At 52.1% G+C, this 24,095-nt stretch carries 31 protein-coding genes and 1 pseudogene; 20 read left to right on the forward strand and 12 right to left on the reverse strand.

The window, feature by feature from the left end; translation table 11 throughout:
* Positions 1 to 104: 104 nt before the first annotated feature.
* The 5 genes from EP25_RS0103205 to EP25_RS0103225 all read right to left on the reverse strand — a co-directional run bounded on the left by EP25_RS0103205 (position 105) and on the right by EP25_RS0103225 (position 4,730).
* Positions 105 to 305, reverse strand: a complete 201-nt coding sequence (locus EP25_RS0103205; protein WP_031432569.1) for a hypothetical protein — start codon at positions 303 to 305, stop codon at positions 105 to 107.
* Positions 306 to 392: 87 nt separating this feature from the next.
* Entirely contained in the window at positions 393 to 2,300 is a 1,908-nt protein-coding gene (gene ftsH, locus EP25_RS0103210; RefSeq protein ID WP_051906982.1) for an ATP-dependent zinc metalloprotease FtsH, read from the reverse strand.
* Positions 2,301 to 2,429: 129 nt separating this feature from the next.
* The gene (trxC, locus tag EP25_RS0103215; RefSeq protein ID WP_031432571.1) at positions 2,430 to 2,870 is read right to left on the reverse strand and encodes a thioredoxin TrxC; all 441 of its coding nucleotides are present in this window, start codon (positions 2,868 to 2,870) and stop codon (positions 2,430 to 2,432) included.
* A 2-nt stretch (positions 2,871 to 2,872) separates the two neighbouring features.
* Complete coding sequence (locus tag EP25_RS0103220; protein WP_031432572.1) at positions 2,873 to 3,250, reverse strand: hypothetical protein; 378 nt, start codon at positions 3,248 to 3,250, stop codon at positions 2,873 to 2,875.
* 166 nt (positions 3,251 to 3,416) lie between these two features.
* Positions 3,417 to 4,730, reverse strand: a complete 1,314-nt coding sequence (locus EP25_RS0103225) for an IS1380 family transposase (protein ID WP_031432573.1) — start codon at positions 4,728 to 4,730, stop codon at positions 3,417 to 3,419.
* A gap of 376 nt (positions 4,731 to 5,106) precedes the next feature.
* Here EP25_RS0103225 and EP25_RS0103230 point away from each other — a divergent pair, with 376 nt between their 5' ends.
* The 11 genes from EP25_RS0103230 to EP25_RS21705 all read left to right on the forward strand — a co-directional run bounded on the left by EP25_RS0103230 (position 5,107) and on the right by EP25_RS21705 (position 13,741).
* Positions 5,107 to 5,529 (forward strand): hypothetical protein, encoded by a 423-nt coding sequence (locus EP25_RS0103230; protein WP_031432574.1) that lies wholly within the window; start codon positions 5,107 to 5,109, stop codon positions 5,527 to 5,529.
* Positions 5,530 to 5,608: 79 nt separating this feature from the next.
* Positions 5,609 to 6,328 carry a carbonate dehydratase gene (gene can / locus EP25_RS0103235; protein ID WP_084190939.1) on the forward strand — a complete coding sequence of 240 codons (720 nt, stop codon included), beginning with the start codon at positions 5,609 to 5,611 and terminating at the stop codon, positions 6,326 to 6,328.
* A 13-nt stretch (positions 6,329 to 6,341) separates the two neighbouring features.
* Positions 6,342 to 7,952 carry a SulP family inorganic anion transporter gene (locus EP25_RS0103240; RefSeq protein ID WP_084190940.1) on the forward strand — a complete coding sequence of 537 codons (1,611 nt, stop codon included), beginning with the start codon at positions 6,342 to 6,344 and terminating at the stop codon, positions 7,950 to 7,952.
* Between the two features lie 164 nt (positions 7,953 to 8,116).
* Positions 8,117 to 8,920, forward strand: a complete 804-nt coding sequence (locus EP25_RS0103245; protein WP_235185820.1) for a DUF2490 domain-containing protein — start codon at positions 8,117 to 8,119, stop codon at positions 8,918 to 8,920.
* A gap of 336 nt (positions 8,921 to 9,256) precedes the next feature.
* Positions 9,257 to 10,207: an MlaA family lipoprotein gene (locus EP25_RS0103250; RefSeq protein ID WP_051906983.1), complete on the forward strand. Its 951-nt coding sequence runs from the start codon at positions 9,257 to 9,259 to the stop codon at positions 10,205 to 10,207.
* A gap of 48 nt (positions 10,208 to 10,255) precedes the next feature.
* Complete coding sequence (locus EP25_RS23790; RefSeq protein WP_235185821.1) at positions 10,256 to 10,462, forward strand: hypothetical protein; 207 nt, start codon at positions 10,256 to 10,258, stop codon at positions 10,460 to 10,462.
* A gap of 210 nt (positions 10,463 to 10,672) precedes the next feature.
* Entirely contained in the window at positions 10,673 to 11,797 is a 1,125-nt protein-coding gene (gene nifV, locus EP25_RS0103260) for a homocitrate synthase (RefSeq protein WP_031432579.1), read from the forward strand.
* A gap of 11 nt (positions 11,798 to 11,808) precedes the next feature.
* Positions 11,809 to 11,964 carry a hypothetical protein gene (locus tag EP25_RS23400; protein WP_160172691.1) on the forward strand — a complete coding sequence of 52 codons (156 nt, stop codon included), beginning with the start codon at positions 11,809 to 11,811 and terminating at the stop codon, positions 11,962 to 11,964.
* A 73-nt stretch (positions 11,965 to 12,037) separates the two neighbouring features.
* A complete protein-coding gene (gene cysE, locus EP25_RS0103270) occupies positions 12,038 to 12,799 on the forward strand; it encodes a serine O-acetyltransferase (protein ID WP_031432580.1) in 762 nt (253 codons plus the stop codon).
* A gap of 4 nt (positions 12,800 to 12,803) precedes the next feature.
* Positions 12,804 to 13,322 carry a hypothetical protein gene (locus tag EP25_RS0103275; protein ID WP_031432581.1) on the forward strand — a complete coding sequence of 173 codons (519 nt, stop codon included), beginning with the start codon at positions 12,804 to 12,806 and terminating at the stop codon, positions 13,320 to 13,322.
* Positions 13,323 to 13,543: 221 nt separating this feature from the next.
* Positions 13,544 to 13,741, forward strand: a complete 198-nt coding sequence (locus EP25_RS21705; RefSeq protein ID WP_031432582.1) for a nitrogen fixation protein NifW — start codon at positions 13,544 to 13,546, stop codon at positions 13,739 to 13,741.
* A gap of 302 nt (positions 13,742 to 14,043) precedes the next feature.
* Here EP25_RS21705 and EP25_RS0103295 read toward each other — a convergent pair whose 3' ends face one another.
* Positions 14,044 to 15,141 carry an IS91 family transposase gene (locus EP25_RS0103295; RefSeq protein ID WP_036300033.1) on the reverse strand — a complete coding sequence of 366 codons (1,098 nt, stop codon included), beginning with the start codon at positions 15,139 to 15,141 and terminating at the stop codon, positions 14,044 to 14,046.
* Positions 15,138 to 16,045, reverse strand: a pseudogene (locus EP25_RS0103305) (tyrosine-type recombinase/integrase). The gene EP25_RS0103295 and the pseudogene EP25_RS0103305 overlap by 4 nt, the downstream one beginning before the upstream one ends.
* 51 nt (positions 16,046 to 16,096) lie before the next feature.
* Between EP25_RS0103305 and EP25_RS0103310 the strand changes: the two are divergent.
* The 9 genes from EP25_RS0103310 to EP25_RS0103350 all read left to right on the forward strand — a co-directional run bounded on the left by EP25_RS0103310 (position 16,097) and on the right by EP25_RS0103350 (position 21,204).
* Positions 16,097 to 16,288, forward strand: a complete 192-nt coding sequence (locus EP25_RS0103310) for a nitrogenase-stabilizing/protective protein NifW (RefSeq protein ID WP_084190941.1) — start codon at positions 16,097 to 16,099, stop codon at positions 16,286 to 16,288.
* Positions 16,285 to 16,767 (forward strand): nitrogen fixation protein NifZ, encoded by a 483-nt coding sequence (locus EP25_RS0103315; protein WP_031432584.1) that lies wholly within the window; start codon positions 16,285 to 16,287, stop codon positions 16,765 to 16,767. The genes EP25_RS0103310 and EP25_RS0103315 overlap by 4 nt, the downstream gene beginning before the upstream one ends.
* Positions 16,764 to 17,639 (forward strand): nitrogen fixation protein NifM, encoded by an 876-nt coding sequence (gene nifM / locus EP25_RS0103320; protein WP_031432585.1) that lies wholly within the window; start codon positions 16,764 to 16,766, stop codon positions 17,637 to 17,639. Before EP25_RS0103315 ends, nifM begins: the two co-directional genes overlap by 4 nt.
* Positions 17,640 to 17,650: 11 nt before the next feature.
* The gene (clpX, locus tag EP25_RS0103325; protein WP_031432586.1) at positions 17,651 to 18,934 is read left to right on the forward strand and encodes an ATP-dependent Clp protease ATP-binding subunit ClpX; all 1,284 of its coding nucleotides are present in this window, start codon (positions 17,651 to 17,653) and stop codon (positions 18,932 to 18,934) included.
* 22 nt (positions 18,935 to 18,956) lie between these two features.
* Complete coding sequence (gene grxD / locus EP25_RS0103330) at positions 18,957 to 19,580, forward strand: Grx4 family monothiol glutaredoxin (RefSeq protein ID WP_031432587.1); 624 nt, start codon at positions 18,957 to 18,959, stop codon at positions 19,578 to 19,580.
* Between the two features lie 74 nt (positions 19,581 to 19,654).
* Positions 19,655 to 20,194: a flavodoxin gene (locus EP25_RS0103335; protein WP_031432588.1), complete on the forward strand. Its 540-nt coding sequence runs from the start codon at positions 19,655 to 19,657 to the stop codon at positions 20,192 to 20,194.
* A gap of 3 nt (positions 20,195 to 20,197) precedes the next feature.
* A complete protein-coding gene (locus EP25_RS0103340; RefSeq protein ID WP_031432589.1) occupies positions 20,198 to 20,611 on the forward strand; it encodes a SoxR reducing system RseC family protein in 414 nt (137 codons plus the stop codon).
* A 6-nt stretch (positions 20,612 to 20,617) separates the two neighbouring features.
* On the forward strand, positions 20,618 to 20,923 hold the full coding sequence (locus tag EP25_RS0103345) for a hypothetical protein (RefSeq protein WP_031432590.1): 306 nt from the start codon (positions 20,618 to 20,620) through the stop codon (positions 20,921 to 20,923).
* The gene (locus tag EP25_RS0103350) at positions 20,920 to 21,204 is read left to right on the forward strand and encodes a DUF6156 family protein (protein ID WP_031432591.1); all 285 of its coding nucleotides are present in this window, start codon (positions 20,920 to 20,922) and stop codon (positions 21,202 to 21,204) included. The genes EP25_RS0103345 and EP25_RS0103350 overlap by 4 nt, the downstream gene beginning before the upstream one ends.
* Before the next feature lie 116 nt (positions 21,205 to 21,320).
* Here EP25_RS0103350 and EP25_RS0103355 read toward each other — a convergent pair whose 3' ends face one another.
* The 5 genes from EP25_RS0103355 to EP25_RS0103375 all read right to left on the reverse strand — a co-directional run bounded on the left by EP25_RS0103355 (position 21,321) and on the right by EP25_RS0103375 (position 24,088).
* Complete coding sequence (locus tag EP25_RS0103355) at positions 21,321 to 21,797, reverse strand: GNAT family N-acetyltransferase (RefSeq protein ID WP_235185822.1); 477 nt, start codon at positions 21,795 to 21,797, stop codon at positions 21,321 to 21,323.
* Between the two features lie 15 nt (positions 21,798 to 21,812).
* Complete coding sequence (clpP, locus tag EP25_RS0103360) at positions 21,813 to 22,439, reverse strand: ATP-dependent Clp endopeptidase proteolytic subunit ClpP (RefSeq protein WP_031432593.1); 627 nt, start codon at positions 22,437 to 22,439, stop codon at positions 21,813 to 21,815.
* 45 nt (positions 22,440 to 22,484) lie between these two features.
* Complete coding sequence (locus tag EP25_RS0103365; protein WP_031432594.1) at positions 22,485 to 23,198, reverse strand: dinitrogenase iron-molybdenum cofactor biosynthesis protein; 714 nt, start codon at positions 23,196 to 23,198, stop codon at positions 22,485 to 22,487.
* A gap of 177 nt (positions 23,199 to 23,375) precedes the next feature.
* Positions 23,376 to 23,762, reverse strand: coding sequence for an ankyrin repeat domain-containing protein (locus EP25_RS21710; protein ID WP_152555593.1), 387 nt, complete (start codon positions 23,760 to 23,762; stop codon positions 23,376 to 23,378).
* An 11-nt stretch (positions 23,763 to 23,773) separates the two neighbouring features.
* A complete protein-coding gene (locus EP25_RS0103375) occupies positions 23,774 to 24,088 on the reverse strand; it encodes a rhodanese-like domain-containing protein (RefSeq protein WP_031432595.1) in 315 nt (104 codons plus the stop codon).
* Positions 24,089 to 24,095: the final 7 nt, after the last annotated feature.

Below are 24,095 nucleotides of genomic sequence, written 5' to 3' on the forward strand. Positions count from 1 at the left end.
TAGCGTCACAGGCTTGATTTCTAGGCTTTGTTAACAACCGGTAGGTTTTCGGACGGCGCTTCACTGCACGAGCTCGTGCTGATGAACACCACCGAGGGGCTTGACTACTCAAAGATCTTAATCGTTGTACGCTCGTCTGCCGCCAGTTCACTACGTGCCGTGACGACCCGCGGCTCCGACGTCATGTCGATTAGATAGCGATCAAACCAGGGCAGGAATTGCCAGAGAATCAGGATCAGTACGACAGACCCGGTCACCCAGCGCAGACGTCGCAAGACAGGGTCGAGTTGATGGTTCGTTTGCATAGATAAGACTTCCGTAAAAATATAATATCATCCCGCCCAGTTATGACGACAGGCTAATTTATCGATACCCTGACAAGGTGATCGAGGCTATTCGCGGGCGTTGCCTACATCGTAGCCCGCAACTAAACGGGTCACGTCGTCACCACTCAAGGTCTCCTTGTCCTCGAGTTCACTTGTCAGCTTATCCAAAGCAGGTCGGCAACGGGTCAGGATCTCCCGAGTACGGTTCCTACCCTCTTCCACCAGGGCCTTGACCTCGGCGTCGATGGCCTGCGCGGTAGCCTCACTGAAATTGCGTTCCTCGACCGTCTGCGCACTGTTCAGGTACTGCAACTGCTGCTGGCGCCCATAGACCACCGGCCCGAGGCTATCGCTCATACCCAGACGTGCGACCATGGTGCGGGCGATCTCCGTGGCGCGTTCCAGATCGTTGGACGCGCCGGAGGAGATACTGCCGAGCACCTGCTCCTCGGCAACCCGGCCACCCAGCAGGATGGCGATCTGGTCCTTCATCTCTTCGGTGGTTGAGAGGTACTTCTCTTCCACGGGCAGTTGCAGGGTAAACCCGAGGGCACCGATGGCGCGCGGAATGATGGTCACACGATGCACCGGCTCCCCGGTCGGTACCGCCACCGCGACCAATGCGTGACCCGACTCGTGGACGGCGACACGGTGCTTTTCCTCCGGACTCAAGGCCCGCTGTTTCGCCTCGGGGCCGGCGATCACCCGATTGATGGCCGCTTCGAAGTCGGCCATCTTGACTTGGCCGCGGTTCTCGCGCAGGGCATGGATGGCCGCCTCGTTGCAGATGTTTTCAAGATCGGCGCCGACAAAGCCGGGCGTGCGTTTCGCCACCACTGCCAGGTCCACATCCGGCGCCAGTTTCATCTTGTTCGCATAGAGCTGCAGGATGCCCTGCCTGGCGACAAGATCCGGTTTGTCCACCAGAACCCGGCGGTCAAAACGCCCGGCGCGCAACAGGGCCTGATCGAGGATTTCCGGTCGGTTGGTCGCCGCCATCACCACCACGCCGGTGGAGGAGTCGAAACCGTCCATCTCGGTGAGCAGCTGATTAAGGGTCTGCTCGCGCTCGTCATGACCACCCATGACAGGCCCGCCGCTGCGGGAACGGCCGATGGCATCGATCTCGTCGATAAAGATGATGCAGGGCGCCTTCTGGCGCGCCTGGTCGAACATCTCGCGCACCCGCGCCGCGCCGACGCCGACGAACATCTCGATGAATTCCGAGCCGCTGATATTGAAAAACGGTACCTGTGCCTCGCCGGCCACCGCGCGGGCAAAGAGCGTCTTGCCCGTACCGGGCGGCCCAACCAGCAGGACACCCTTGGGACTACGTGCGCCCAAAGCCTTGATCCGCGCTGGGTCCTTGAGAAACTCGACGGTCTCGCGCAGCTCCTGTTTTACATCTTCGTAGCCCGCGACATCGTCGAACGTGACCTTAGGCCGCTGGTCGGGATGCACTCGTACCCGGTTACCGATGTTGAGAAAACCTCTACCCATGGTGCCCATGCGCCGGGCCATCCACCCCCAGAGCAGAAACGACACGCCGAACGGCAGCACCCAGTTGAACAGGAAGTTGCTCAGCCAGTTGTTTTCATAGCGCACCGTGTAACGAACGCCCTGGCTGGCGAGCTTGTCGGCCAGCTCCTGGTTCCACAGCGGAATCGTGACGAACTGCTGTGGCCGACCCGTTTGTGGATCGCTGATCGTCAACTCACCCATAATGGCCTTGTCGGTCACCACGGCCTCGGCCACCTCCTGTTTCTCCACGTGTTCGAGGAAGGCGCTGTACGGGATCTCCATTTGCTTGGTCTCCTGCATCGCCCCCCAGAAGTGAAACGACACAAAGATAAACAGCAAATAGAGAATCAGGTTGAATTGCGGGTTCTGCCAGAAAGATGGCTTGCTGGTTTGGTTGATCTCGATGTCCGGTCCATCCTGCCCATTGCTTTGCCGATAACCATTTTTGTTCATATGATTATCCACTTCAGTGATTCTTTTAAATACTCTCCATAACCTTTGCAAATAGTCATTTTTGTTCATATGCTTATCCTGTCGTTCACGAATTTATTCAACTTCCGTTACCCGGGCGATACTTTGCTACTATCCAGAGATCTTCCCGCTGACCCAACGGATGATGTCCGCGGCCCCCATCGCCCCTGGCTGACGGGCGACCTCTCGCCCACCGTGGAAAAGCACCAGGGTCGGAATGCTGCGGATGCCGAATTGCGCGCCTAGCATCTGTTCCTCCTCGGTGTTGACCTTGGCCAGGCGCACGCGGGGTTCCAGTTGCGCCGCCGCTTGCTCGAACTGCGGCGCCATCATCCTGCACGGCCCGCACCAGGGCGCCCAGAAGTCCACCAGCACCGGGATGTCATTGCGACTGATGTGCTTCTGAAAGTTCGCGCCGCTAAGCTCGATCGGGTGCGACTCAAACAGCTGCCGATGACATTTTCCGCATTTGGGCTTTTCAGCCAGTCGCACGGCGGGAATGCGGTTGACCGCGTCGCAATGCGAACAGACGATGTGCATGGAATCTTTCATATTTATATTCTCTCGAATGCAATGTTCATGTCTTGTTGTTTCCGTTGTCCATTCTCGCGGATCAGGCGGCCGACCGTTACCTTCACCAGGTCGTCGATCAGTAACCAGACCATGGCATAGCCCCAGATCATCAAAGCATAGGTCCAACCGATGGGCGTCATTAGCCAGCCCTCGGCGGCGAACACAGTGCCCACCACCTCGGTACCAAAGGTGGCTAAAAACAGCACCGGCGCTGGCCAAGGTTTTTGCCAGAACCAGCCACGCGCCCGGGTGACATAAAGGGTGCTGTGCCCCGCCACAATGAGCTTCAGGAACAGGAAGGTCCGAATCTCATCGTGGGAAAACTGCCATTGCTGCAATAAGTAGCCCGGATATTTCATCAGTCCCTTGAAACCCTATCGAAACCCTCGTTTGTTTTAAAACATGCGATCGTAAGGAGAAATTGAGCGGTCAAAAAGGGAATTAAGCATTGATTTCCGTTTTTCAGGCGCAACTTCCCCTTACCCCATTGTTTATCAGCGTGCCGGGCACAGCACTCTGTTTGTACTAATCAGGGCACAGGCGCTGACAAACGGATTTAAACAGGGATTGAAACGGATACTGACTGCTGAACAGCAGTCGAATACGACGGGTGTTACGAATGATGACGGCACCGATTTTAAACAATTTCAGGCGAATGGTGGCGCAAGTGGCTGTCGCTAGTTCGGTGTTATTGAGGGCGATTCGGCGAATCGCCTGGATCAGGGTATAGGCCAAGGTGGATAACAGCAAACGAAACTGATTCGGCCACCACAGGCTGCAACTGGTGCGGTCGGCAAACAGATCCAATTGTTGCTCTTTAATCCGGTTTTCCATGTCGCCTCGCGCACAGTAAACGGTTTCATAGAGTGTTTGTGCATCGCCGTCCAGATTGGTTACGACATAGCGGGGATTACTCCCTTGGCTCATGTGTTCGGCCTTAAGAATGACACGGCGTCGGCGTTTCCAGGTGCCGGCTTTATAGTGGAAATCGGTAAAGAGACGCTGTTTCTGCTGTTCGCTTTGGAACTGTTGCCGGGCTTGTTCAATCCAGGGTTGGCTTAAGCGCGTTAAGCGTTTATTTTTGGCCAACCCGACAATATAGTGAACGCGATGCCGCTCGCACCAACTCAGCATCTTATGGCGACAAAAACCGCCATCGCCGCGAAACGTGATGTCAACGTCCGGCCAAGCCTGACGCAAGCGCCTGACCAGCAAAGCCAGAATAGCCCAGCTGTGCTTGGCGCCATCAATATTGCTGGGACGTAGATAACTGACCAAGCAGTGATGGCCGCAAAAGACATACAACGGCAGGAAACAATAGTGCCGATAGTAGCCATGAAAAAAACGTCCGTCCTGTTCGCCATGAACCGGATCATCGGTGGCGTCGAAATCCAGGATCAACGATTTCGGCGGTGTCTCATACGAAGCGATAAACTGTGCCAGCAACTCCTCATGAACTCGCCACATCAAGGCGCGATCCGCCTGCTGCTCAAACCGGCACAAGGTGGATCGGCTGCCCAATGTCTGATCCTTTTCCACCGCCGTCTGAAAGGCGATATCATTTCTGAGCGTGTCATGATCATTCAAATCCTCATAACCACAGGCCAACCCATAGACTCGTTGCCGTAGCAAGTCGACACCGGCATGTTGGATTTTGGCCGGATCGCGAGGATCCGGAATGTGTTGAGCAATCCGCTCCGTTAATCGTAACCGTTGATCCACCGCTCTTAACAACAACACGCCGCCATCGCTGGTGATCGCTCCACCACTGAATTGGGCGTCTATTTTACGGCGTTTTAAGGGGGGAAATTCTATTTGAGATGGAGTACAATTTGTCATGGGCAAGTTGTTGGTTAAATTCAATATAAGCAACTGAATTTTATCAAATATCAACAAACTTGCCCGCCTCTATCATGAAATATCCGGGTTAGGTTCAAAAACATGCCTGATTACGTCAGCGAATCCAGTCAGCAGTAACATACCCCCTTTTTATCGGTCGCGCTACAGTCACTATTGCTCCCTAACATCTTTATTAATAGATTGTTTTTTGAGATCGGTACAACTCCCCTTTTTAAAATTCAAAAATTTCTCCAGCTTGAAAGGTTTTTGTAAGGTAGTATCGATACAATACCATCTCAAGATAACACGTAACTGATTGCGCTGAGTTTAGGAACAGGCGATCTCTATTTTTTAATGGGCTGGATCCGAGGCTGATATGAACTTTTCAACAAATATCAAATGGCTTTTGTTACTGACAAGTATCGCGATTTTGTTTATTACCCCCGACCTTGCGCTCTGGTTGATCCACACTTTATTTGAGCTCTTGCACGCGCTGTTCGAGCTTATCGAAGTAACGCTCGATGAAATCGTCGAACATCTGTTTCATACAGACCGGCATACCACTCAGATCATTGTTTTTTATCTGATGTGGGCGATGGTTCTTTATCCGGCTTACCGGATGTTTCGTTACTGCAAAAGACGCGTCATTGAATTGAAGCAAACCATTCCTTGCTGGTGCCAGGACAAAAAGGAACTGGCCAAAAGCATGTGGCAACAACAATCGTTTATTAAGAAATGCAAGTTTATCTCCGGTTGTTTTTTGGGTGCGTTAGGGCTCAGTTATTTAGTTTTTTCGTGATGCAAAGACGAGCCAAGATACAGCTAGCCGGCGCCGCGAAAAGTTAGGCATGAAGTCAATTGAGAGAAAGGTATTGACTATGAAATCGTTCGAAAAATTATTAGCACAAAACAAACAATGGTCATCGGCAAAAAAGGCGGAAGATCCAAATTTTTTCAATAAGCTATCGAAAAGCCAGACACCGGAATATTTATGGATAGGATGCTCCGATAGCCGTGTGCCGGCGGAAATTATCGTCAATGCCGAACCGGGCGAAATTTTCATCCATCGCAACATCGCCAATCAAGTCGTACATACCGATTTCAATTGTCTCAGCGTGTTGCAATACGCGGTCAATGTACTCAAGGTTAAGCATATCATCGTCTGCGGACATTACAACTGTGGTGGCGTACAGGCCGCGTTGCAACAACAATCCGCCAATCTAGTCATCACCAATAAATGGTTGATGCATTTAAAAAATACCTACCGCCTTCATCAACATGAGCTGGATAACATCCACGATAAAAGTAGAAAGGTAAATAGACTGGTCGAACTCAACGTTATCGAACAGGTTAATTCTTTGGCGCACACTTCGATCATCCAAAGTGCATGGCGACATGAGAACAGCCCAACCATCCATGGCTGGGTCTATGGCTTACAGGATGGTCTCCTAAACCCGCTGATCACCCTATCCCCGAATGAGGATTTAATCCATCCGATTTTTCAATACGAAAATCCAGACTTGGAATCCGTAGATCTGTCAGGGATAGAGCACGTGATGAATCATCGCAGCACGGACGATCGCTTAGAAGTGTGTTGATGAGGAGAAGACAATGATACATAAACATGTTGCCTATTATCTGGGTCACCTGAAACACGATATTCCCGCCGGGCTAGTGGTTTTTCTGGTTGCATTGCCGTTGTGCCTGGGGATAGCCCTCGCCTCCGGGGCACCATTATTTTCCGGCCTCATTGCCGGTTTAATCGGCGGCCTCGTCGTTTCCTGGGCCAGCGGTTCCCAATTGAGCGTTTCAGGGCCTGCGGCCGGATTGACCGTAATCGTCTTTACCGCGATCGAACAATTGGGAAGTTTTGCCGGTTTCCTGGTCAGCCTGGTGTTAGCCGGGATTATTCAGTTACTCCTTGGGTACCTACGCGCCGGCATCATCGGCGCCTTTTTCCCTTCCGCCGTGATAAAGGGTATGTTGGTGGCGATCGGCCTGATTCTGATCATCAAGCAATTGCCGCATGCGGTGGGCTATCACCAGGGGTATGAAGGCGACGAAAGTTACATGAACGAAACCGCCGCGATGAGTTTTCAAGAGCTAATCGACTCTTTAAACGCATTTACCTATGGCAGCGTCATCATCACCGTGGTCGGATTATTGATTCTACTGTTATGGGAATCACGCTGGCTAAAACGATTTTCGCTGGTCAAACTGATACCAGGTCCATTGGCCGTAGTGGCTTGGGGCATCGCATATCACCTCTTGTCACAAAAATGGCTGCCGGATTTGACAGTTCATGATGCAGATCTGGTGAGCTTGCCTGCCACAGAAATAGCCGGCGATTTTCTCAACCTGTTTATCATGCCGGATTTCAGTTTCCTGGCCAATCCTCAGATTTACTCGATTGCCATTACCCTGGCGATCATCGCCAGCCTGGAAACACTGCTAAGCCTCGAGGCGGTCGACAAGCTGGACCCGTTGAAACGCAGCGCTCCGACCAATCGGGAACTGAAAGCGCAAGGCTTGGGCAATCTGATCAGCGGTTTGATTGGCGGATTGCCCATCACCGCCGTGATCGTACGCAGTTCGGCCAACATCAACGCGGGCGGTCATACCAAAGTCTCCAGTTTCGTCCACGGCCTATTCCTGCTGTTGAGTATTTTGTTTTTTACCCAGGTCATGAATCTAATACCGCTGGCCTGCTTGGCGGCTATTTTGTTGCAAACCGGCTATAAATTGGCGAAACCGCAGCAATTTTTTGCCCTCTACCGCCAAGGTTGGAACCAATTCCTGCCGTTTATCGCAACGGTCGTGTTTATTCTGATCACCGACTTATTGCAAGGCATCGTCATCGGTATCGCCTTCGGCATGGTTTTCGTCATGATTTCGAATTATCGCGAATCGATCCTGCTGCACCGCGAAGATAACCACTACACGCTGATATTGAACAAAGATGTCTCTTTTCTGAATAAAGCGCTGCTCAGACGCCTGCTGAACAGCATTGACGAAAACAGCACCGTGGTCATCGACGGTACTCAAGCCAAATTCATCGATCATGATATCCGAGAAACCTTGCAAAATTTCTTGAAAACGGCGCCCGACGACAATATTCAAGTCGAACTCGACAGTGTGTTGCAAGTCAAGCTGCAACCTCCGGCGTCTGGGTCGGTGCGGGAGCCTGCCTTTACCAAGCTGGTCGCGACGGCAACGGGATGACAAAAGTCATCAATGCCTCTCGAACCCAAAAGGAACCACACTGTTTTTATTTGAATTTGTTATTAGGATGGCTTTTACATCCAACCAGCTAAGTAAATTAGAATCTTTAACTGAATCGATGATTAGATAGTGAATGCTCTCAAGTAAACATTGATTGTACGATAATGATTGATTCCCCCGCACATTGCGGGTCCCTAGCGCCAACTGTTTTGGCGCTTTTTTTTGCCAATTGCCAAGCGAAAATGATGACATATTATCCATATAATGTGATGAATCTAAGCAGAATTTTCTTATTGATAAGTGTTATTTGCGGGCCCAGTATTGGATTAGCCGAAAAAATCAAGGATGACATTCAATCCTGGGGCAATGTAACGGCTATTACGTCGTTAGACCGATTTGATCCAGCTTTAGCAAACGTGAAACTCTGGTTAGAGGGCCAAGGGCGTTTCGGTGACGATATTTCACGGTTTTCGCAAGCGATTCTGCGTACCTCATTGGGTTATTCGCTATATGATAATTTGAGCATCTGGTTAGGTTATGCCTGGATCCCCAATGAACCGACCGATTCGGATTCGTTTGATGAGCATCGTTTATGGCAACAACTGTTATGGACCGAATCTTTTTCCGGTGGGAAATTTATGTCTCGTTCTCGATTGGAGCAACGTTTCGACGAGCGTGGCGACGATACCGGCTGGCGGTTCCGCCAATTTTTAAAATATTATCGCCCCTTCAAAACAACGCCCAAATTAAGCTGGGTTGTCTGGAATGAGATATTTGTCGACCTAAATCAACCAGACTGGAAAAGCGATAATGGCTTCGACCAAAACCGCGCCTTTATCGGCTTGGGGTTTCAAATGGACGAACAGGTCAGAACCGAATTCGGCTACATCAACCAATACATTCGCAGGCCGTTTGTTGACGATGCCATGAATCATATCATTTCGTTTAATCTTTTTTTGAGCTATTAAAATTGAACCAGCAATTCCTAATATCAATAACAAAGAGCGCGCTTGAAGCATCGCGGAAAGCGGAACCTCGGAACAACCCCATTCCCCTGATTCCGCTACGCTGCATCCTGACTACGAACTACCGCAGCGGAAAACCTGCAAGAGTCTCCCCGGCATAGTCGGGGGGTTACCCAATGATTAATTACTTATTCTTCCCTCGGCATCTTGTCGTGAAAGGTACATGAAAGGTTGGAGTGCTATATTGTGTATCGATTCGATACTATTGGTACGGCATGACTTAACTTCCTATCCTTAACATGAAAACAACAGCGAACAGTAACTGAGTGGTGAGTGATGATGTCTACCCGATCATGTTCAAACAAAAAGCGTCCATCTTTAGCACATGTATTTTTGGCTGTCATTCCATTGATGGTAATTGGATGTGCGCATACTGAAAAACACGCAGAAAATTCGGCGGCAATTGTTTCTGCCAAACCAAGCGAAATCGACCCTTATGAGGACATTAATCGTAGCATCTACAGATTCAATAACGGATTGGATCAATATGTATTAAAACCGGTCGCGGACGGGTACAAATTCATCGCCCCTGATTTTGTTGAAATCGGCGTTAGTAATTTTTTTAATAACCTGAAAGGCATCAATGTTGTATTAAATGACATTCTGCAAGGAAAATTCCGGCAAGGTGCTGCAGATACCAGCCGTTTCCTAACCAACACAACGCTCGGAATCGGCGGCTTGATTGATGTCGCGAGTGAATTCGGACTCCAACAAAACGTCGAAGACTTCGGACAAACTTTAGCCGTTTGGGGTGTCGATGAAGGTCCCTATCTCGTGTTGCCCATTTTGGGACCGACGACGATTCGCGACGGGGGCGGAAGTATCTTAGACAGAGCGGCTAATCCGGGCACGTATGTTCCCTTCACGAGCATTCTAGAAGGTATCAATGATCGCGCTAATGCCGAGAAATCGCTGAGCTTTATCGAGGAAGCAGCATTGGATCAGTATGTGTTTATCCGAGAAGCTTATCTGCAACATCGCCGTTATTTGATAAATGACGGACAAAGCGACAACAATAGACTCGACCTTGATATCGAGACCGCTTTAACGCTGGAGGCTACGCCTGACTTCGAGGCGGAAGAAACACAAGACATCGATGATGAAAGACAGTTATCCATTGCTGTTTCCGATAGCCTCACGGCCCAGAGCTCGACATTTGACGATATGCTTCTTTCTTTTGATCAAGCCTGGATCAAAGTCGATCAATTGAGCAATCAAACCATACCTTAACGAGTATTAGGCTCTACTAGAGTTGCACTTTCCCAAAACAACGCCTAAGTGACAGAGAGTGTCGAGCCGGCTCCACCTGTCGTGATTGATCTCGGCATGGCGGCGGCCGGCAACAGGGTGCAGGCCAAAGTTTACAGTTGCAAGCTAACAGGTATGGTCGGAAATTTAGAATGCCTGATGCTCGATAAGCAAACTCTGCTTGTTTTGCGCCAATGTCTGTCGAAAACAACGGTTAACGAAATTGCATTTTCCTGACCCTCGTCCTCTCCAGCAATGTTGCGATTTATATAATTGTCGGCTTTCCTACAATTCGTGTAACCCTTCTCCCCTATTGTGCCGTCATGGGCCGAACAAATTCCTTAAGCCCTTGATTTCTTGAACCTAACAAGTTGGCAAGTCTTTTGCTTCGGATAAAGCAAGATGTCGATGACATCGCAAAGATCCTGGTTTCCTTAGAGTTCACAGATGAAAGCCGACACACGCAACATCACCATCGACGACACCACATTACGCGACGGCGAACAGTCCGCTGGCGTGGTGTTTTCGCTGGAGGAGAAGTTGGCCATAGCCTCCAGTCTCGCGGCAATGGGGGTTCCGGAGCTGGAGATCGGCATTCCGGCGATGGGGGCGGAAGAATGCGAGGAAATCAACGCCATCGCCGCCTTAAGTCTGCCCTGCCGGCTACTGGTCTGGTCCAGGATGACGGAGCAAGATCTGGCCTCATGTCAGAACCTGAACGTTGACATGGTCGATCTGTCGATCTCGGCCTCCGACCAACACATCAAACACAAGTTGCGTAAAAGCCGTCGCTGGGTCTTGCAAAGCATCGACCGTTTCGTCGCCAAGGCATTGGATTATGACCTGGAAGTTTGCGTCGGCCTGGAAGACGCCTCGCGCGCCGATCCCGACTTTCTCGCCCGCATGGCGGAAACGGCCGAACGGGCCGGCGCCAAACGTGTTCGATTCGCCGACACGGTTGGCGTAATGGAACCTTTCGGCGTATTGGAGGCAATCCGAAGACTAAAATCGGTCACGGGCCTTGAGATCGAAATACACGCCCACGACGACCTCGGTCTGGCTACGGCCAATACCCTGGCGGCGGCATTGGGCGGGGCGACCCATGTCAACACCACCGTCAACGGTCTGGGGGAACGCGCCGGCAATGCTCCGCTGGAGGAAATCGTCGTCGGCCTGAGGCAACTATACGGTATCGAAACTGGTATCGATCTGCACGATTTCAGCAAGCTGTCGGATCAGGTCGCCCAAGCTTCCGGCGACACCATCGGCAGCCGCAAGAGCCTGATCGGACGCGATGTGTTCAGTCACGAAGCCGGCATCCATGTCGACGGCTTGCTGAAAAACCCACTCAACTATCAAGGCATCGACCCGGCCGTCGTCGGCCGCACGCATCAATTAATTTTAGGCAAACATTCGGGCAGCAAGGGAATCATCCATGCCTACCGGCAAATGGGCGTCGAACTGAACCGTCTACCGGCACAGACGTTATTGCCGTTAGTGCGCAACTTCGTCAAGCAACATAAAAGGGCGCCGCTGGACCAGGAACTGAATCAGTTTTTACTCTCACTTTAGAGGTGATCATCATGAAAAATTCCCAGCAAAAACTTCAACCGGCCACAGTCGAAACCAAAAAACATTCCTACAAAGATGTGCCTTACGAAGACGACCGCTATCCAGGATCGTTCTTCAAAGTGCCGGGGGTACCGCGTCCCGGCAAAACCGCATGGCGTTCATCCTGACGCACTCCTACTAAGAAACGTCGAAGCGTAATATCGCGCCATTTCAAACGCATTCATCGTGGAGAGCAATACCATGCAACAGCATTCGAACAGCCTGACACTTTGGCAACAGTGGACAGAGGACATCCGCTGCGTGTTCGCCCGTGACCCGGCGGCCCGTAACACACTGGAAATTCTGTTGACTTATCCGGGCGTCCATGCCTTGCTGGTACATCGTGTCTGTCACCGCTTGTGGCTGGCCGGCTGGCATATCGCGGCGAGAATCCTGTCATTCCTCAGCCGCACAATCAGCAATGTCGACATTCATCCCGGCGCGACGATAGGCCGTCGCCTTTTTATCGACCACGGCGCGGGAGTCGTGATCGGCGAAACGACGATCATCGGCGACGATGTTACGCTCTATCACGGCGTGACCTTGGGCGGAACCACCTGGAACAAGGAAAAACGCCACCCTACCCTCGGCAATAAAGTGCTGATCGGCGCAGGCGCCAAGATTCTCGGCAATATCACCCTCGGCGACAGCGTCAGGGTCGGCGCTAATTCGGTCGTAGTCAAGGATGTCGCCCCTTGTTGTACCGTGGTCGGCATACCCGGCCGTGTTATTCAGAGTAAAGGAGTAAAAATCCAGTTGCAAGACGGCATCGACCTGGATCACCATTTGGTGCCGGACCCGGTGGGCAAGGCCATACAATGTCTGATAGAGCGCATCGAGCAATTGGAAGCGACGCAAAAAACGTTCGCCCTGAATTCCGAAGAATCCTGCCACGATTGCGAGGCGGACGATGTCTGCCAACCACACCCGAAACAAATTCAATTGAAAAAGGCGGTCGGTTAAAACCATGGATTTACTTGATTTCGAAGCCAAAGACTTGTACTTCCAGCAACAAGACAGCGAGGAAGTTCAACACCTGATCCTGCAGGCCAGTAGCGACTATCTGCACGGCGGTTCCGAACTTCCGTTACTGAAGGCATTTCTCCGCGCCCCCGAGTCTTTGAATGTGTTGGTTGCGCTGAACCGTTTTTATTATTACCAGCACCGTTTGGCCGAAGCCTTACTGATTTCGGAAAAGGCATTGGAAATCATCCGCTGCCGGCTGCAATTTCCCCAAGATTGGCGGTTATTGCAACTCGAGCATATCCATGCCGCTCCCAGAGAGCAACTGACCTGGGTCAGATTGTATCTGTTTACCCTGAAATCGATCGGTTTTTTAAAAATGCGGCAGCATCAACTGCAACCGAGCAAACATATTTTCGAAAAACTGGTTGCCCTGGACAGCGAGGACAGAATTGGTGCCGAGGCCTTGCTGGAATTGGTCAACCGTAAAATTGAGGAAACGACACAAGAGCAATTGACGTAATTCAAAACAAGCGTCAGTGTGCCATGGATGTCGCTGTTATGGTCGACATCCGCTTAGGGACAAATAGTAATTAACCCATAAACTGAAATTGGAGGCCATGTCATGAAACCGATCCAAGAAACCCTAAGATTATTTGTCCCAGCCATTTTATTCTTGATTTTTACCATTTACCTGATGGCCAGCGACGCCAATATTGTTGGCCCTTATTAAAGGCGGATAGCATGATGACTTTCGAAGAAGACCTGGAAGAATTAGAATCGGCGGAGGATTTTCTGCAGTATTTTGAACTGGATTACGATCAACGCGTCGTCCATGTCAACCGGCTGCATATCTTGCAACGTTTCCACGATTACATTGCGCAAGCCGGGGAAGAGATTCCCGATGATCCCGATATAAAAAAAGCGGTGTATAACGAATAAGGTTAGATTGTAATCGCGGAGCGAGCCACAATCTGAACCGTTTGTTGGACAAGCCCGGTATTCGGAGGGAGCGTTATATAAGAAAATAGCTTTTCGAAGGATTGGGGGATGTGTTGGCCCATTTCAAGCGTTGACGTCGATAAACGGGCTGAAATGGGCGTGATGCTGATCATCACACCCGGAATTTCGGATTTTAGCGGCATTTTGCCCTGAATTCAGACCGAACGAAAGCCTCGGTGCTAAAATGCCCGATGATCGGTTTGGGTCAGTGAGAAATGCCGCTTACATAACCGGTTTTGCCTCTACGCTTTGGTCGAATTCAATGCCATGACAGCCGAAGAACCGAGAATGCGCGTTTTGATAATCTGCAGGGTTCCACCACAACATGGGCATTGGAGTTTCGGGCGGGGCCTGAGCCAAGCGATAGCACGATTGGGATTGACGCCGAGCAAGACTTGCAGCAGACGAATCAGCCGTTTGCTGTTGGGGTGCAAAAAGCCGAAGTTGCGAGTCCGCCTAAAGCCTTTGGGCAGAACATGGCGGAGCATCAGCCACAGAAACTTCACGCCGGGTAGTGTTCGAGTCTGCCACTTTTTGGTTTTGCTGTCCTGGTAACGGAAGGTTACTTGGCCATCTCGGCAGGCAATAATGTCCTTTTCCTGGATAACGCCCTTATAGAGATAACGTCCCAGATAAACCAAGGCTTTATCGCCGCGTCCGACCGACTTGACGTCAACGACCCATTGTTGCGGATAGTAGTCAGGCAATGTCAAACCGGCCTGCGAGATCGCTTCAAGCAATTTGGCCCGAAACACTTTGGCCACTGCCTTGTGATTGAACAAATAGCCTTTCCGGCCCTTTTTACCCTGTTTGGTGCGCCACAGTCGTTTATCAGGATCGATGGCGGCCGCCGGCATCACCAAGTGTACATGCGGATGGTAATCCAATCGGCGGGAATGGGTATGCAACACAGCAATAGCACCGGCATTGCCCTGAAGCTGTTGATCGTTGCGGGTGAAGGTGTTGACGGTATCCCAACTACAGCGGATCAGCAGATCATACAACGTACGTTGCTGTTGCCAGGCCAACGGCCTGAGTTCTTTGGGCAAAGTAAACGTCAGCAAAAAATATTCGGCCGGCACCTGCTTCTGCAACTGCCTTTCCAGCCATTGTTGCGATTCGTGCGACTGGCAATGCGGGCAGCTGCGATGGCCGCAGGAATGCGGCACCAAGCGTTGCCGATCGCAATCATCGCATTGCGCCAACATCACAGGGCCTTGCGACGTGCGGCAGTGTTTCATCGCGGCCAGCGCCTGACGCTGACTGGGTGACAAGCGACCCTGGTAAGCGACCAGAAACTCGGCTTCGAAGGTTTGGATGATGGCGGAAAGCAAGATCATTTGACCGCCCCCCAGTCGATGTCGAAGCCATTCATTAAGGCATTAATCAACTGGCCGGTATTTTGATTCGTGCCGTCGGTCAGGTGAGTATAGCGGGCAGTGGTGAGGATACTGTGGTGACCGAGGATTTTCTGCACTTCCAGTAGATCGACGCCCGCTTCAATCAAATGTGTGGCATAGCTATGCCGCAGACAGTGCGGGGTAATCTTTTTTTTAAACCGCAGTCTTGCGCGACTTGGCGCAGAGCCTTTTGCACGCCACCGCGATCCAAAGGGCTCTGCGCGCGCTGCGCGCCCTTCAAACCGCCATGGCGATTGGGAAACAACATGACCGGATGCCGGTGAACTTGCCAGAAGCGGCGTAGCAAATCCAGGGTGGCAGCCGGCAACGGCACCAGTCTATCCTTATTGCCCTTGGCATCTCGGATATGCACGCGTTGGCGACCGGCATCGATATCCCCAACCTCAAGACGCAATCCCTCGCCGAGGCGCAAACCTAGACTGTAGAGCGTGAAAAAGAACACCCGGTAACTGAGAATACGCGTGGACTGGAAGATACACCGCGCCTCGTCGACAGTGACGATATCCGGCAAACGTTGCGCCTTCGGCGGCTTGACCAACTGCGGCGCGACCCAAGGCTTGCGCAGTACATGGGTGTAATAAAACTTGAGACCGTACAGGTCCAACTTGACCGCACTCCAAGAATGCGACTCCAGCAAATCGGTGAAATAATCGGTCAGTTGCTGTTCGGTCAACGCATTGATGTCTTCGTTGAAATACTGGCCGATACGTCGAATCGCACGGGCATAGGCCTCGATCGTCTTGGGCTGCAACCCTTTAAGTTTGAGGTGTTTCAGATGGCTTTGATAGTTTTGCTTGAAATGGGATTCGAATGATGTTGTCATTGTCGCGTAACCTCATGATTCGTCATGGAATAATCCCTCTTAAAAGAGGGCGTGAGATTACATTTTATAAATTACCGGCTACTGCCGCTTTTCTCCGCGTTAGCGGCTTCGTCCAACAAACTATTGCAGCGCGCCTACCAGGATTTTGTCGAATCAGACGCCCAAACGGAAAAGGTGTTCAAGGTATTCAAAATGGCCGAGCCGCAAACCGTTTTCGTCTCCTTGAACGACATTCAGTCATGAATCCGGATCGCTACGACGAAGAGCGCTTCGACTTCGGCGAAAGAGTCCGGGTCACGCGCAATGTCCGTAACGACGGCACCTATCCCGGCAAGGCCATCGGCGACCTGCTGGTCAGGCGGGGCAGCGTGGGCAACGTCGTCGAGATGGGAACGTTTTTGCAGGACCAGGTTATCTACACGGTCCATTTTCTCGATCAGGGCCTGATGGTCGGTTGCCGCGCCGAGGAATTGATTCCCGCCGAGGCTGCCTGGAACCCCAGCCGTTACGAATTCAGGGATAAGGTCAAATGCGAACTCGATCTGGCCATAGCCGGCGAAGTCATCGTCGAAAAAGGGAGCGAAGGAGAAATTCTGAAAGTACTCCGCGACAACGATCCCGTGCACTATCATGTGCGTTTTCCCGGTCGAACCCTGCAAGTCCCCGAATCCGCCTTGTCACCTTGCGAAACCGATAAACAGGATGCCATGGAGGAAACATGAACCATTGCGCCACCGTCATTGAAATCGACCCTTATAGCCTGCTGCGTGCGTCGTTGGCTTTATTTCAAAAAACACCGTCCGAACTGGATGAACGACAACTGACTCAAGCCCGCGATCAGGCATTGAAGGAGCACGCAATCGAAAACCGAGTGTTGCGCTCGCCCGAAGCGGCCGCCGTTATCGTCAGCGAACGAACGTTAGCTAAAGCCGTCCAGGAGATTCGCGAACGCTTTCCGGACGAGCAAAGTTTCGTCGCAGCGCTGGAGCACAACGGGCTGGATAAACACTCCTTGCAAAGCGCAATGTTGCGCCAATGCAAGGTGGAAAACGTCCTGGAAAAAGTTGCGGCCAGGGCCAGCACGGTGTCGGAAGTGGAAATCGGCATTTATTACCACCTGCATCCGGAAAAATTTCACCGTCCCGAACAGCGCGGCGCCAAACACATCCTGATCACGATCAACGAGGAATTTCCGGAAAATAGTCGCGCCAATGCCTGGCAACGAATTTGCGACATTGCCGCCCGGCTCAAACAGAAACCGCATAAATTCGCCGATCTGGCATTGAAATATTCGGAATGCCCCACCGCCCTGCAAGGTGGCGAATTGGGCACTTTCGGCCGGGGCCAACTGTTTCCGCAAATCGAGGCCGTGCTGTTCGGCATGAAGGAAAAACAAATCAGCGATGTCATCGAAACCGAGGCCGGTTTTCACATCGTTCAATGCGGCAAGATACACGGCGCCGAAACGATTTCGCTGAAAAAAGCGCAATCCAAGATTCGCCAACTGATGCAGGAGCGCGCCCGGCGCACTTGCCAGCGGACCTGGCTGGCAAGCCTGCCGGTCGACCGGGACACTCTCTCCACAATCAACTAGAGGACCTCGCCATGGCGGAAAAAGACAGCAAGCACTGTTCCTTTTGCGATATCGAACAATCACCTTCGGTCCCGCTCATTGCCGGAACCAACGGTTATATCTGCGAAGCCTGCGTCTTGTTGGCGAGCCAGGTCGTCAGCAGTTGGGGCCGTAAAAAGGCGCTCAAGGAAATGCAGGGGCCGCTGCCAAAGCCTAAAGAGATCAAGGACAAACTCGACCATTACGTGATCGGACAGGACTTGGCCAAGGAAATTCTGTCCGTGGCCGTGTATAACCATTACAAACGCTTGAAATTCGAAAGCGGCGAAGCCGGACTCGGCAAGTTGGACCAGGAGGTAGAAATCGGCAAGTCCAATGTGCTGCTGATCGGTCCGTCCGGTACCGGCAAGACCTTGTTGGCCAGCACCCTGGCCAAAATCGTCGGCTTGCCCTTCGTCGTCGTCGACGCGACGACATTAACCCAGGCCGGCTATGTTGGCGACGACGTGGAGAATATCCTGGTACGCCTGTGCGATATCGCCGAAGGCCATGTCGGCAAGGCCGAATGGGGCATCGTCTATATCGATGAAATCGACAAGATAGCGCGCAGTCCGGAACAGCAATTCGGCACCCGCGACGTGTCCGGCGAAGGGGTTCAACAGGCGTTGTTGCGTCTGGTCGAGGGAGCGCAGGTCAAGGTGCCCAATAAAGGCCGGCGCAAGGACGGCGGTAATGCCGATCATACGCTCGTCGATACCCGCAATATCTTGTTCATCGCCGGCGGCGCCTTTCCGGGCCTGGAAAAACACGTGCAGAAGAGATTACTGCCGAAGGATACCGCTATCGGTTTCCACGCCGCGGTCAGCAATCCGGAATTGAAACCGGAATTGGAGGACATGCTGAACGCCACCGAACCCGACGATCTGAAACGTTTCGGCCTCATTCCGGAATTTATCGGCCGTTTCCCGATTCTGGCACCGTTGGAACCCTTGGATGTCGACGCCTTGATCCAGGTGTTGACCGAACCGAAAAATGCGTTGGTCAAGCAATATCAACAGTTGTTCGCCTATGAAGGCGTTACGCTGGATTTCGACCGCCCTGCCCTGGTCGCCATCGCCGAAAAAGCGATTGCACGCAACACCGGCGCCCGGGGGCTGCGTAGCATCATGGAACAAATTTTACGGAAAACCATGTTCGAATTGCCGTCCTATGAAAACCTCGAGCGATGCCTCATCAATGAAGCGGTCGTCAACGGAACGGCGGAAATCGAGCTTTTCAGCCACCCGCAAGAAAACCGGCAACAAGCCGGTCAGTAAAGTTATTGACCAGGAACATAACATGAGCACAGAAGATCGCATCCGCAAGCAACTGCAGGACCATTCCATCATCCTCTATATGAAGGGGGTTCCGGACAACCCGGAATGCGGATTTTCCGCCAAGGCGGTGTCGGCCTTGAAGGCGACCGGCATCCCGTTTACTTACGTCAATGTACTGGAGTCGCCCTTTATTCGGGAAAAACTACCCAAAGTCTCCAAATGGCCGACCTTTCCGCAATTGTTCATCAACGGCGAACTGATAGGAGGCAGCGATATTATCGAAGCGATGGCCGAACAAGGCACGTTGCTTCCGGCCTTGCAGTCCGCGAAATTCAGCCGACCAAGCGAAGAAAAAAACGGCACGGTTACCCACACTGAAGTCGAACGACTGATTAAAGGCGACTTTGCCGATGCGGAGATACATATCGAAGGGGAAGGCTGCGATCTGGAAATCACCGTGATCAGCGAGAAGTTTAACGGCTTGAGCATGCTCAAGCAGCAACAAGGCGTCATGGCCAGCTTGGCCGAACCGTTGAGCAGCGGCCGTTTGCATGCCGTCACCGTCAAATCCTTTACCCCGCAACAATGGCAAGAAAAGCTGGCATCCAGTAAAACGGCTAACGATTTATTGCAGATCCAGGTTTGAGAAGGTTCCTTATTACGAAAGGAGTTGCCGGAATCCTGGTTGCTGTACCCCAACATTAATTATTCGGAGGCTTTATGACTAAAGTCGGCATTTTTTTCGGTACCGATACCGGCACGACCCGTCGCATCGCTAAAACCATCGCCAAAACCCTGGGTCCAGACATGGCCGACAAACCGGTCAATATCCGTAATGCGACGGTGGCGGATTTATTGAACTACGATGTTTTGATCCTCGGCACGCCGACTTACGGCGACGGCGAATTGCCAGGACTTTCCACCGGCAACATGACCGAAAGTTGGGAAGAATTCCTGCCTAAACTGAATGGCGCGGATTTTGCCGGCAAGAAAGTCGCGTTGTACGGCGCAGGCGATCAGCAAAAATACAGCGGTAATTTCGCCAGCGCCCTGCGTTATCTGCACGACGCCTTCAGCGAATGCGGCGCCCAAATCATAGGTCATTGGCCGATCGCCGGCAATGACTACGATTTCAAACATTCCGAATCGATGTTGGACGACCGGTTCGTCGGCTTGGTGCTGGACGAGGACAACCAAAGGGATTTGACCCCGTTGCGACTACAAAGCTGGCTGGACCAGTTGGCACCCGCCTGGAGTTGACCGGTGCTGGAGCAACAGGCCTTGGTCACCCGTACCGACGAGCAAAAAGTCTTTATCAAAAGCCTGCAAGGCAGCGCCTGCGGCCATTGTCTGAAACGCCAGTCCTGCGCGACGACCCACTATGCCCATCTGTTGCCTGACCGGGAAATGGCTTTGTCCAGCCCTCTGCCATTGCAAGCGGGCGACTGGGTCATCGTCGGCATAGAGGAAAACCAACTATTGCGCGCGTCGTTTATAATGTATCTATTGCCTCTGTTGCTATTGCTCGGCATCGTCGGGTTAAGCGGAGGCGACGACCAAACGACCGTGCCGCTGGCGGTTGCAACCCTGTCTGTCTCGTACTATTTGTTCTATCGTTTACAAAACGGTTTTATCCGCCACCTGATCTCGCCGCCGCAAATACTTCGTAAACTCTGACAGTCCATGAATGTCTGGTCCATCGAAAAAGATTTCGCCCTGAAACATTTTTTGATCGAACTGGTGCATCGCCACGGCGAGAACACCTTTTCCCTGCACGAACATCCCGACCAATTTCGGGCGGTGGAAATTTATCAAAGCGGACTTCCGGAACTGAGCGCCTATATCTATACCTTCGCGCAAAACGAAAACAGCTATGCCGTCGACCTGAAATACCCTTTGCCAGAACATAACATCATCGGCGCTAACGAAAACCTGAATATGGAACAGTTGTTCGCTATTCTCAACACCCATTTCGATTTATCATCATGAAAGAACAATATCAAATACGTTGTTACACCAGTTACAGCGGCGTTAGCCTTCCGTTAAACCTGGTCTGCGAAATCAGCGAACAGGACCTGCGCAACCGCAACATCTATTTTCAGGGCTGCTACGATAAGGACAATCGCTTAAGCATTTGCCTGAAAATCGTTTACGGCGAAACCGAATTCGAGCATCGTTACAGTTACTACGAGGATGGCCGGCTTAAACAAGCATTGATCAGTGAAGAGGAAAATGAATTGACGACCCTGAACTTCGACGGTTCAGGTTGAAGGAATGACTTAATGACTTAGCTCGTAACCCGCCTGTAACCCTGCGAAATGCGGTGCATTGGGGACACGAACATCCCGGATTCCGCTTTGCTGCACCCGGGCTATGGCTTCCATAACTACGATTCCGACAAGCGCTTCCTCAGCCCGATCAGATCGGTCCCGTGCCACTTCTTTCCATGGTAGAAATTCAATGCCGATCGATTGTTGCGATCGGCCAGTAGTTGCAAACGAGTTAAGCCTCGAGTCTGCGCACAGGATTCCATGGCCGCAAGCAAGGCGCTACCCAAGCCCTGGCCACGAAAAGACGGCTCGACAATCACATCCTCGATCAAGCCGACATAGGCGCCCTCGGCGGTGGAAACCAGTTTTTGCAGAGAACACATCGCCACTACCCTGCCTTGATGCTCGGCCACATACACTTGCGCATCATGTTGCCGGGCCAACAACAATTGCAGACCTTGGCGTTGCTTAGACGGATGGCAACTAAAATCCTTCTCTACCCCAAACAGGTCCTGCAATAAAACGACCATGGCGTCGATATCGTCGGCCCTTGCCTGCCTGATCGCGACATCCCTCATGATAGACGATTTCAACGCGCTGTCGCCGTATCAGACGTTATTAGGATCGTCGCCGGGCAAGCGGCTGCTCAGAACCTTGTCGATAAGACCGTATTCGACGGCATCCGCGGAACTGAGAAAATTGTCGCGGTCGGTATCCTGGCGGATTATCTCGATCGGTTGTCCGGTATGTTCGGCCAGCACTTTATTCAATTTTTCGCGGATACCGAGTATCTCCTTGGCATGAATGGCAATATCGGAGGCTTGTCCCTGAAAACCGCCGAGAGGCTGATGGATCATCATGCGCGAATGCGGCAAGCTGTATCGTTTACCCTGGGCGCCACCGGTCAGCAATAACGCCCCCATGCTAGCGGCCTGGCCGATGCACATCGTGCAGACATCGGGCTTGATAAACTGCATGGTATCGTATATCGCCATGCCGGCCGTGACCGAACCGCCGGGCGAATTGATATATAGATGAATATCTTTGTCCGGATTCTCCGATTCCAAAAACAGTAATTGGGCGACGATCAGATTAGCCATGTGGTCCTGAACCTGGCCGACCAAAAAGATGACCCGCTCCTTAAGCAGGCGGCAATAGATATCGAAAGACCGTTCCCCGCGGGCGGTCTGTTCGACGACGATGGGCACCAGGCCGGTGGCCATCGGTTCGTTCATGGCTGGTTGAATTTCATTCACTCGGCTTTCTCCTCTTGTTGGCGATTAAGCCTCTAAGGAATAGTTAAAGCGTTTGCGTTGTTCGGCGGACACGCCCAATAGTTTGGCGAACCACGGCGGCGGCGCATCGAAAACGGACTGAAACTCGCGCAGCTTTTCCTCCGCTTCGACCACATCCGGCACCTTGATCGGATATATATCGGCCCGAATAACTTTGGCGGCGGCCGGGCCGCCGATCGACTGTACAAACAACACGTGGCAATCCTTGATCAAATCGGCCCGGAACAAGTTTCGGTCTTCCGCGCTGTCCGCCTTGAGGGTGGAACGGATGTCGATCAGGCGCATATCGTCCCTGGCTAACTGATAAACCAAAAAGCGGATGCAGGAACCGAAATGACCGTTAAGCGTTGCCCCGCTGTTGGAAGCCATCGCCACCCGGATCGACCCCGGCATATCGCCGTCGCGATAGGTTTGGATTTCGGGCAGATGTTCGTCCTCGGCTTCCTCGCCCCATAGATATCGCACCGCCTGTTTGATATTGGCCAAGCCGATGCCGATGTCCTCGCCGTCTTCTTCGCCGTCATGGCTGCCGATGCCAGTTTTCAGATTGGTCACCGTAATCGCCTTCAGCTTTTCGTCGTCCAGGGGCGAACCAAGCCGGTCGTGCAGGATTTCAAGCAACTCGCCGACGGCGACTCCCGGCAGCATGCGGGAAGCCAAGGCGATGCGCAAGGCCAAATTACGATCTAATTGTTCCATGATTGAACCTCAGGTATTGGTTGATAATGAAAAGGCATCCAGCCGCTAACGAGACAATTCGGCATAAGCTAGGTTGGATGGAATAAAACCACCTTACCGCCTATTATCATCACAAGGACTCGCCAGCGGCGCGCAGACATCGCAATGAACCGAGGCTGGCGGCCAAATCCAATGCCGTCATGCCGTCATGCCGTCCTGGTTTTGCAATCTTGGATCGGCGCCCAACTTAAGCAGTAACCGGACCATGTTATCCTTGCCGCTCGATGCGGCATAAGCCAACACGGTGTTGCCGGCGGGATTCTGATAATCGATATCGGCCTCGCTTTTCACCAGCAAGCGCAGACACGCCTCGCTATCGGCGTAACAAGCCGCCCACAAGGCGTTATTGCCAAAACGATCGAGACAGTCCGGGTCGGCGCCTTGCGCGAGCAACCTTTGCACCAGATCATAGCGGCCCTGGTGGCTGGCCAGAATCAAGGCATAATCGCCATCGGTATTGGCCGACAGGGGCTCCCGCTCGCTGAATCCATGTTCCTTAAACCATTTTTTATAATCCAGGATCATAAAATCGCGGTTCAACCGGTTATGGCCCCATTTTCCTTCCAGGCGGCATAGCCGCCCTCCAAACTGTAAACATGCTTGAAACCGAAATCGCCGAACATTTCCGCCAGATGCTCGCTGACATGTCCGTAATAGCAATAAATAACCAATTTTATATTTTTGTCGCCTTTTGTCAGCAAGGTTTCCTTTAACCCTTCATGGACATGCATGGCGTTGTCGATATTGCCGCTGCGGTAATCCTTAAGATCACGGCAGTCGAGCAACATCGTGCGCTCATCGACGAGTAAATCCCGCATTTCGGCCAAAGAGACGGTCTTGAATTTCTTCATAATCTTG

It is taken from the genome of Methylomarinum vadi (assembly GCF_000733935.1).
Taxonomy (GTDB): domain Bacteria; phylum Pseudomonadota; class Gammaproteobacteria; order Methylococcales; family Methylomonadaceae; genus Methylomarinum; species Methylomarinum vadi.

Excerpts from the sequence above, each read along its gene's own strand:
- can (WP_084190939.1), top strand. The coding sequence starts at position 5,609 with ATGAAATCGTTCGAAAAATTATTAGCACAAAACAAACAATGGTCATCG.
- EP25_RS0103220 (WP_031432572.1), bottom strand. The coding sequence starts at position 3,250 with ATGAAATATCCGGGCTACTTATTGCAGCAATGGCAGTTTTCCCACGAT.
- EP25_RS0103365 (WP_031432594.1), bottom strand. The coding sequence starts at position 23,198 with ATGGAACAATTAGATCGTAATTTGGCCTTGCGCATCGCCTTGGCTTCC.
- EP25_RS0103225 (WP_031432573.1), bottom strand. The coding sequence starts at position 4,730 with ATGACAAATTGTACTCCATCTCAAATAGAATTTCCCCCCTTAAAACGC.
- clpP (WP_031432593.1), bottom strand. The coding sequence starts at position 22,439 with ATGAACGAACCGATGGCCACCGGCCTGGTGCCCATCGTCGTCGAACAG.
- EP25_RS0103335 (WP_031432588.1), top strand. The coding sequence starts at position 19,655 with ATGACTAAAGTCGGCATTTTTTTCGGTACCGATACCGGCACGACCCGT.
- EP25_RS0103240 (WP_084190940.1), top strand. The coding sequence starts at position 6,342 with ATGATACATAAACATGTTGCCTATTATCTGGGTCACCTGAAACACGAT.
- EP25_RS0103275 (WP_031432581.1), top strand. The coding sequence starts at position 12,804 with ATGGATTTACTTGATTTCGAAGCCAAAGACTTGTACTTCCAGCAACAA.
- EP25_RS0103345 (WP_031432590.1), top strand. The coding sequence starts at position 20,618 with ATGAATGTCTGGTCCATCGAAAAAGATTTCGCCCTGAAACATTTTTTG.
- ftsH (WP_051906982.1), bottom strand. The coding sequence starts at position 2,300 with ATGAACAAAAATGGTTATCGGCAAAGCAATGGGCAGGATGGACCGGAC.
- nifM (WP_031432585.1), top strand. The coding sequence starts at position 16,764 with ATGAACCATTGCGCCACCGTCATTGAAATCGACCCTTATAGCCTGCTG.
- grxD (WP_031432587.1), top strand. The coding sequence starts at position 18,957 with ATGAGCACAGAAGATCGCATCCGCAAGCAACTGCAGGACCATTCCATC.
- clpX (WP_031432586.1), top strand. The coding sequence starts at position 17,651 with ATGGCGGAAAAAGACAGCAAGCACTGTTCCTTTTGCGATATCGAACAA.
- trxC (WP_031432571.1), bottom strand. The coding sequence starts at position 2,870 with ATGAAAGATTCCATGCACATCGTCTGTTCGCATTGCGACGCGGTCAAC.
- EP25_RS21710 (WP_152555593.1), bottom strand. The coding sequence starts at position 23,762 with ATGATCCTGGATTATAAAAAATGGTTTAAGGAACATGGATTCAGCGAG.
- EP25_RS0103205 (WP_031432569.1), bottom strand. The coding sequence starts at position 305 with ATGCAAACGAACCATCAACTCGACCCTGTCTTGCGACGTCTGCGCTGG.
- EP25_RS0103350 (WP_031432591.1), top strand. The coding sequence starts at position 20,920 with ATGAAAGAACAATATCAAATACGTTGTTACACCAGTTACAGCGGCGTT.
- EP25_RS0103295 (WP_036300033.1), bottom strand. The coding sequence starts at position 15,141 with ATGATCTTGCTTTCCGCCATCATCCAAACCTTCGAAGCCGAGTTTCTG.
- nifV (WP_031432579.1), top strand. The coding sequence starts at position 10,673 with ATGAAAGCCGACACACGCAACATCACCATCGACGACACCACATTACGC.
- EP25_RS0103245 (WP_235185820.1), top strand. The coding sequence starts at position 8,117 with ATGATTGATTCCCCCGCACATTGCGGGTCCCTAGCGCCAACTGTTTTG.
- EP25_RS0103375 (WP_031432595.1), bottom strand. The coding sequence starts at position 24,088 with ATGAAGAAATTCAAGACCGTCTCTTTGGCCGAAATGCGGGATTTACTC.
- EP25_RS23400 (WP_160172691.1), top strand. The coding sequence starts at position 11,809 with ATGAAAAATTCCCAGCAAAAACTTCAACCGGCCACAGTCGAAACCAAA.
- cysE (WP_031432580.1), top strand. The coding sequence starts at position 12,038 with ATGCAACAGCATTCGAACAGCCTGACACTTTGGCAACAGTGGACAGAG.
- EP25_RS0103230 (WP_031432574.1), top strand. The coding sequence starts at position 5,107 with ATGAACTTTTCAACAAATATCAAATGGCTTTTGTTACTGACAAGTATC.
- EP25_RS21705 (WP_031432582.1), top strand. The coding sequence starts at position 13,544 with ATGATGACTTTCGAAGAAGACCTGGAAGAATTAGAATCGGCGGAGGAT.
- EP25_RS0103250 (WP_051906983.1), top strand. The coding sequence starts at position 9,257 with ATGTCTACCCGATCATGTTCAAACAAAAAGCGTCCATCTTTAGCACAT.
- EP25_RS0103315 (WP_031432584.1), top strand. The coding sequence starts at position 16,285 with ATGAATCCGGATCGCTACGACGAAGAGCGCTTCGACTTCGGCGAAAGA.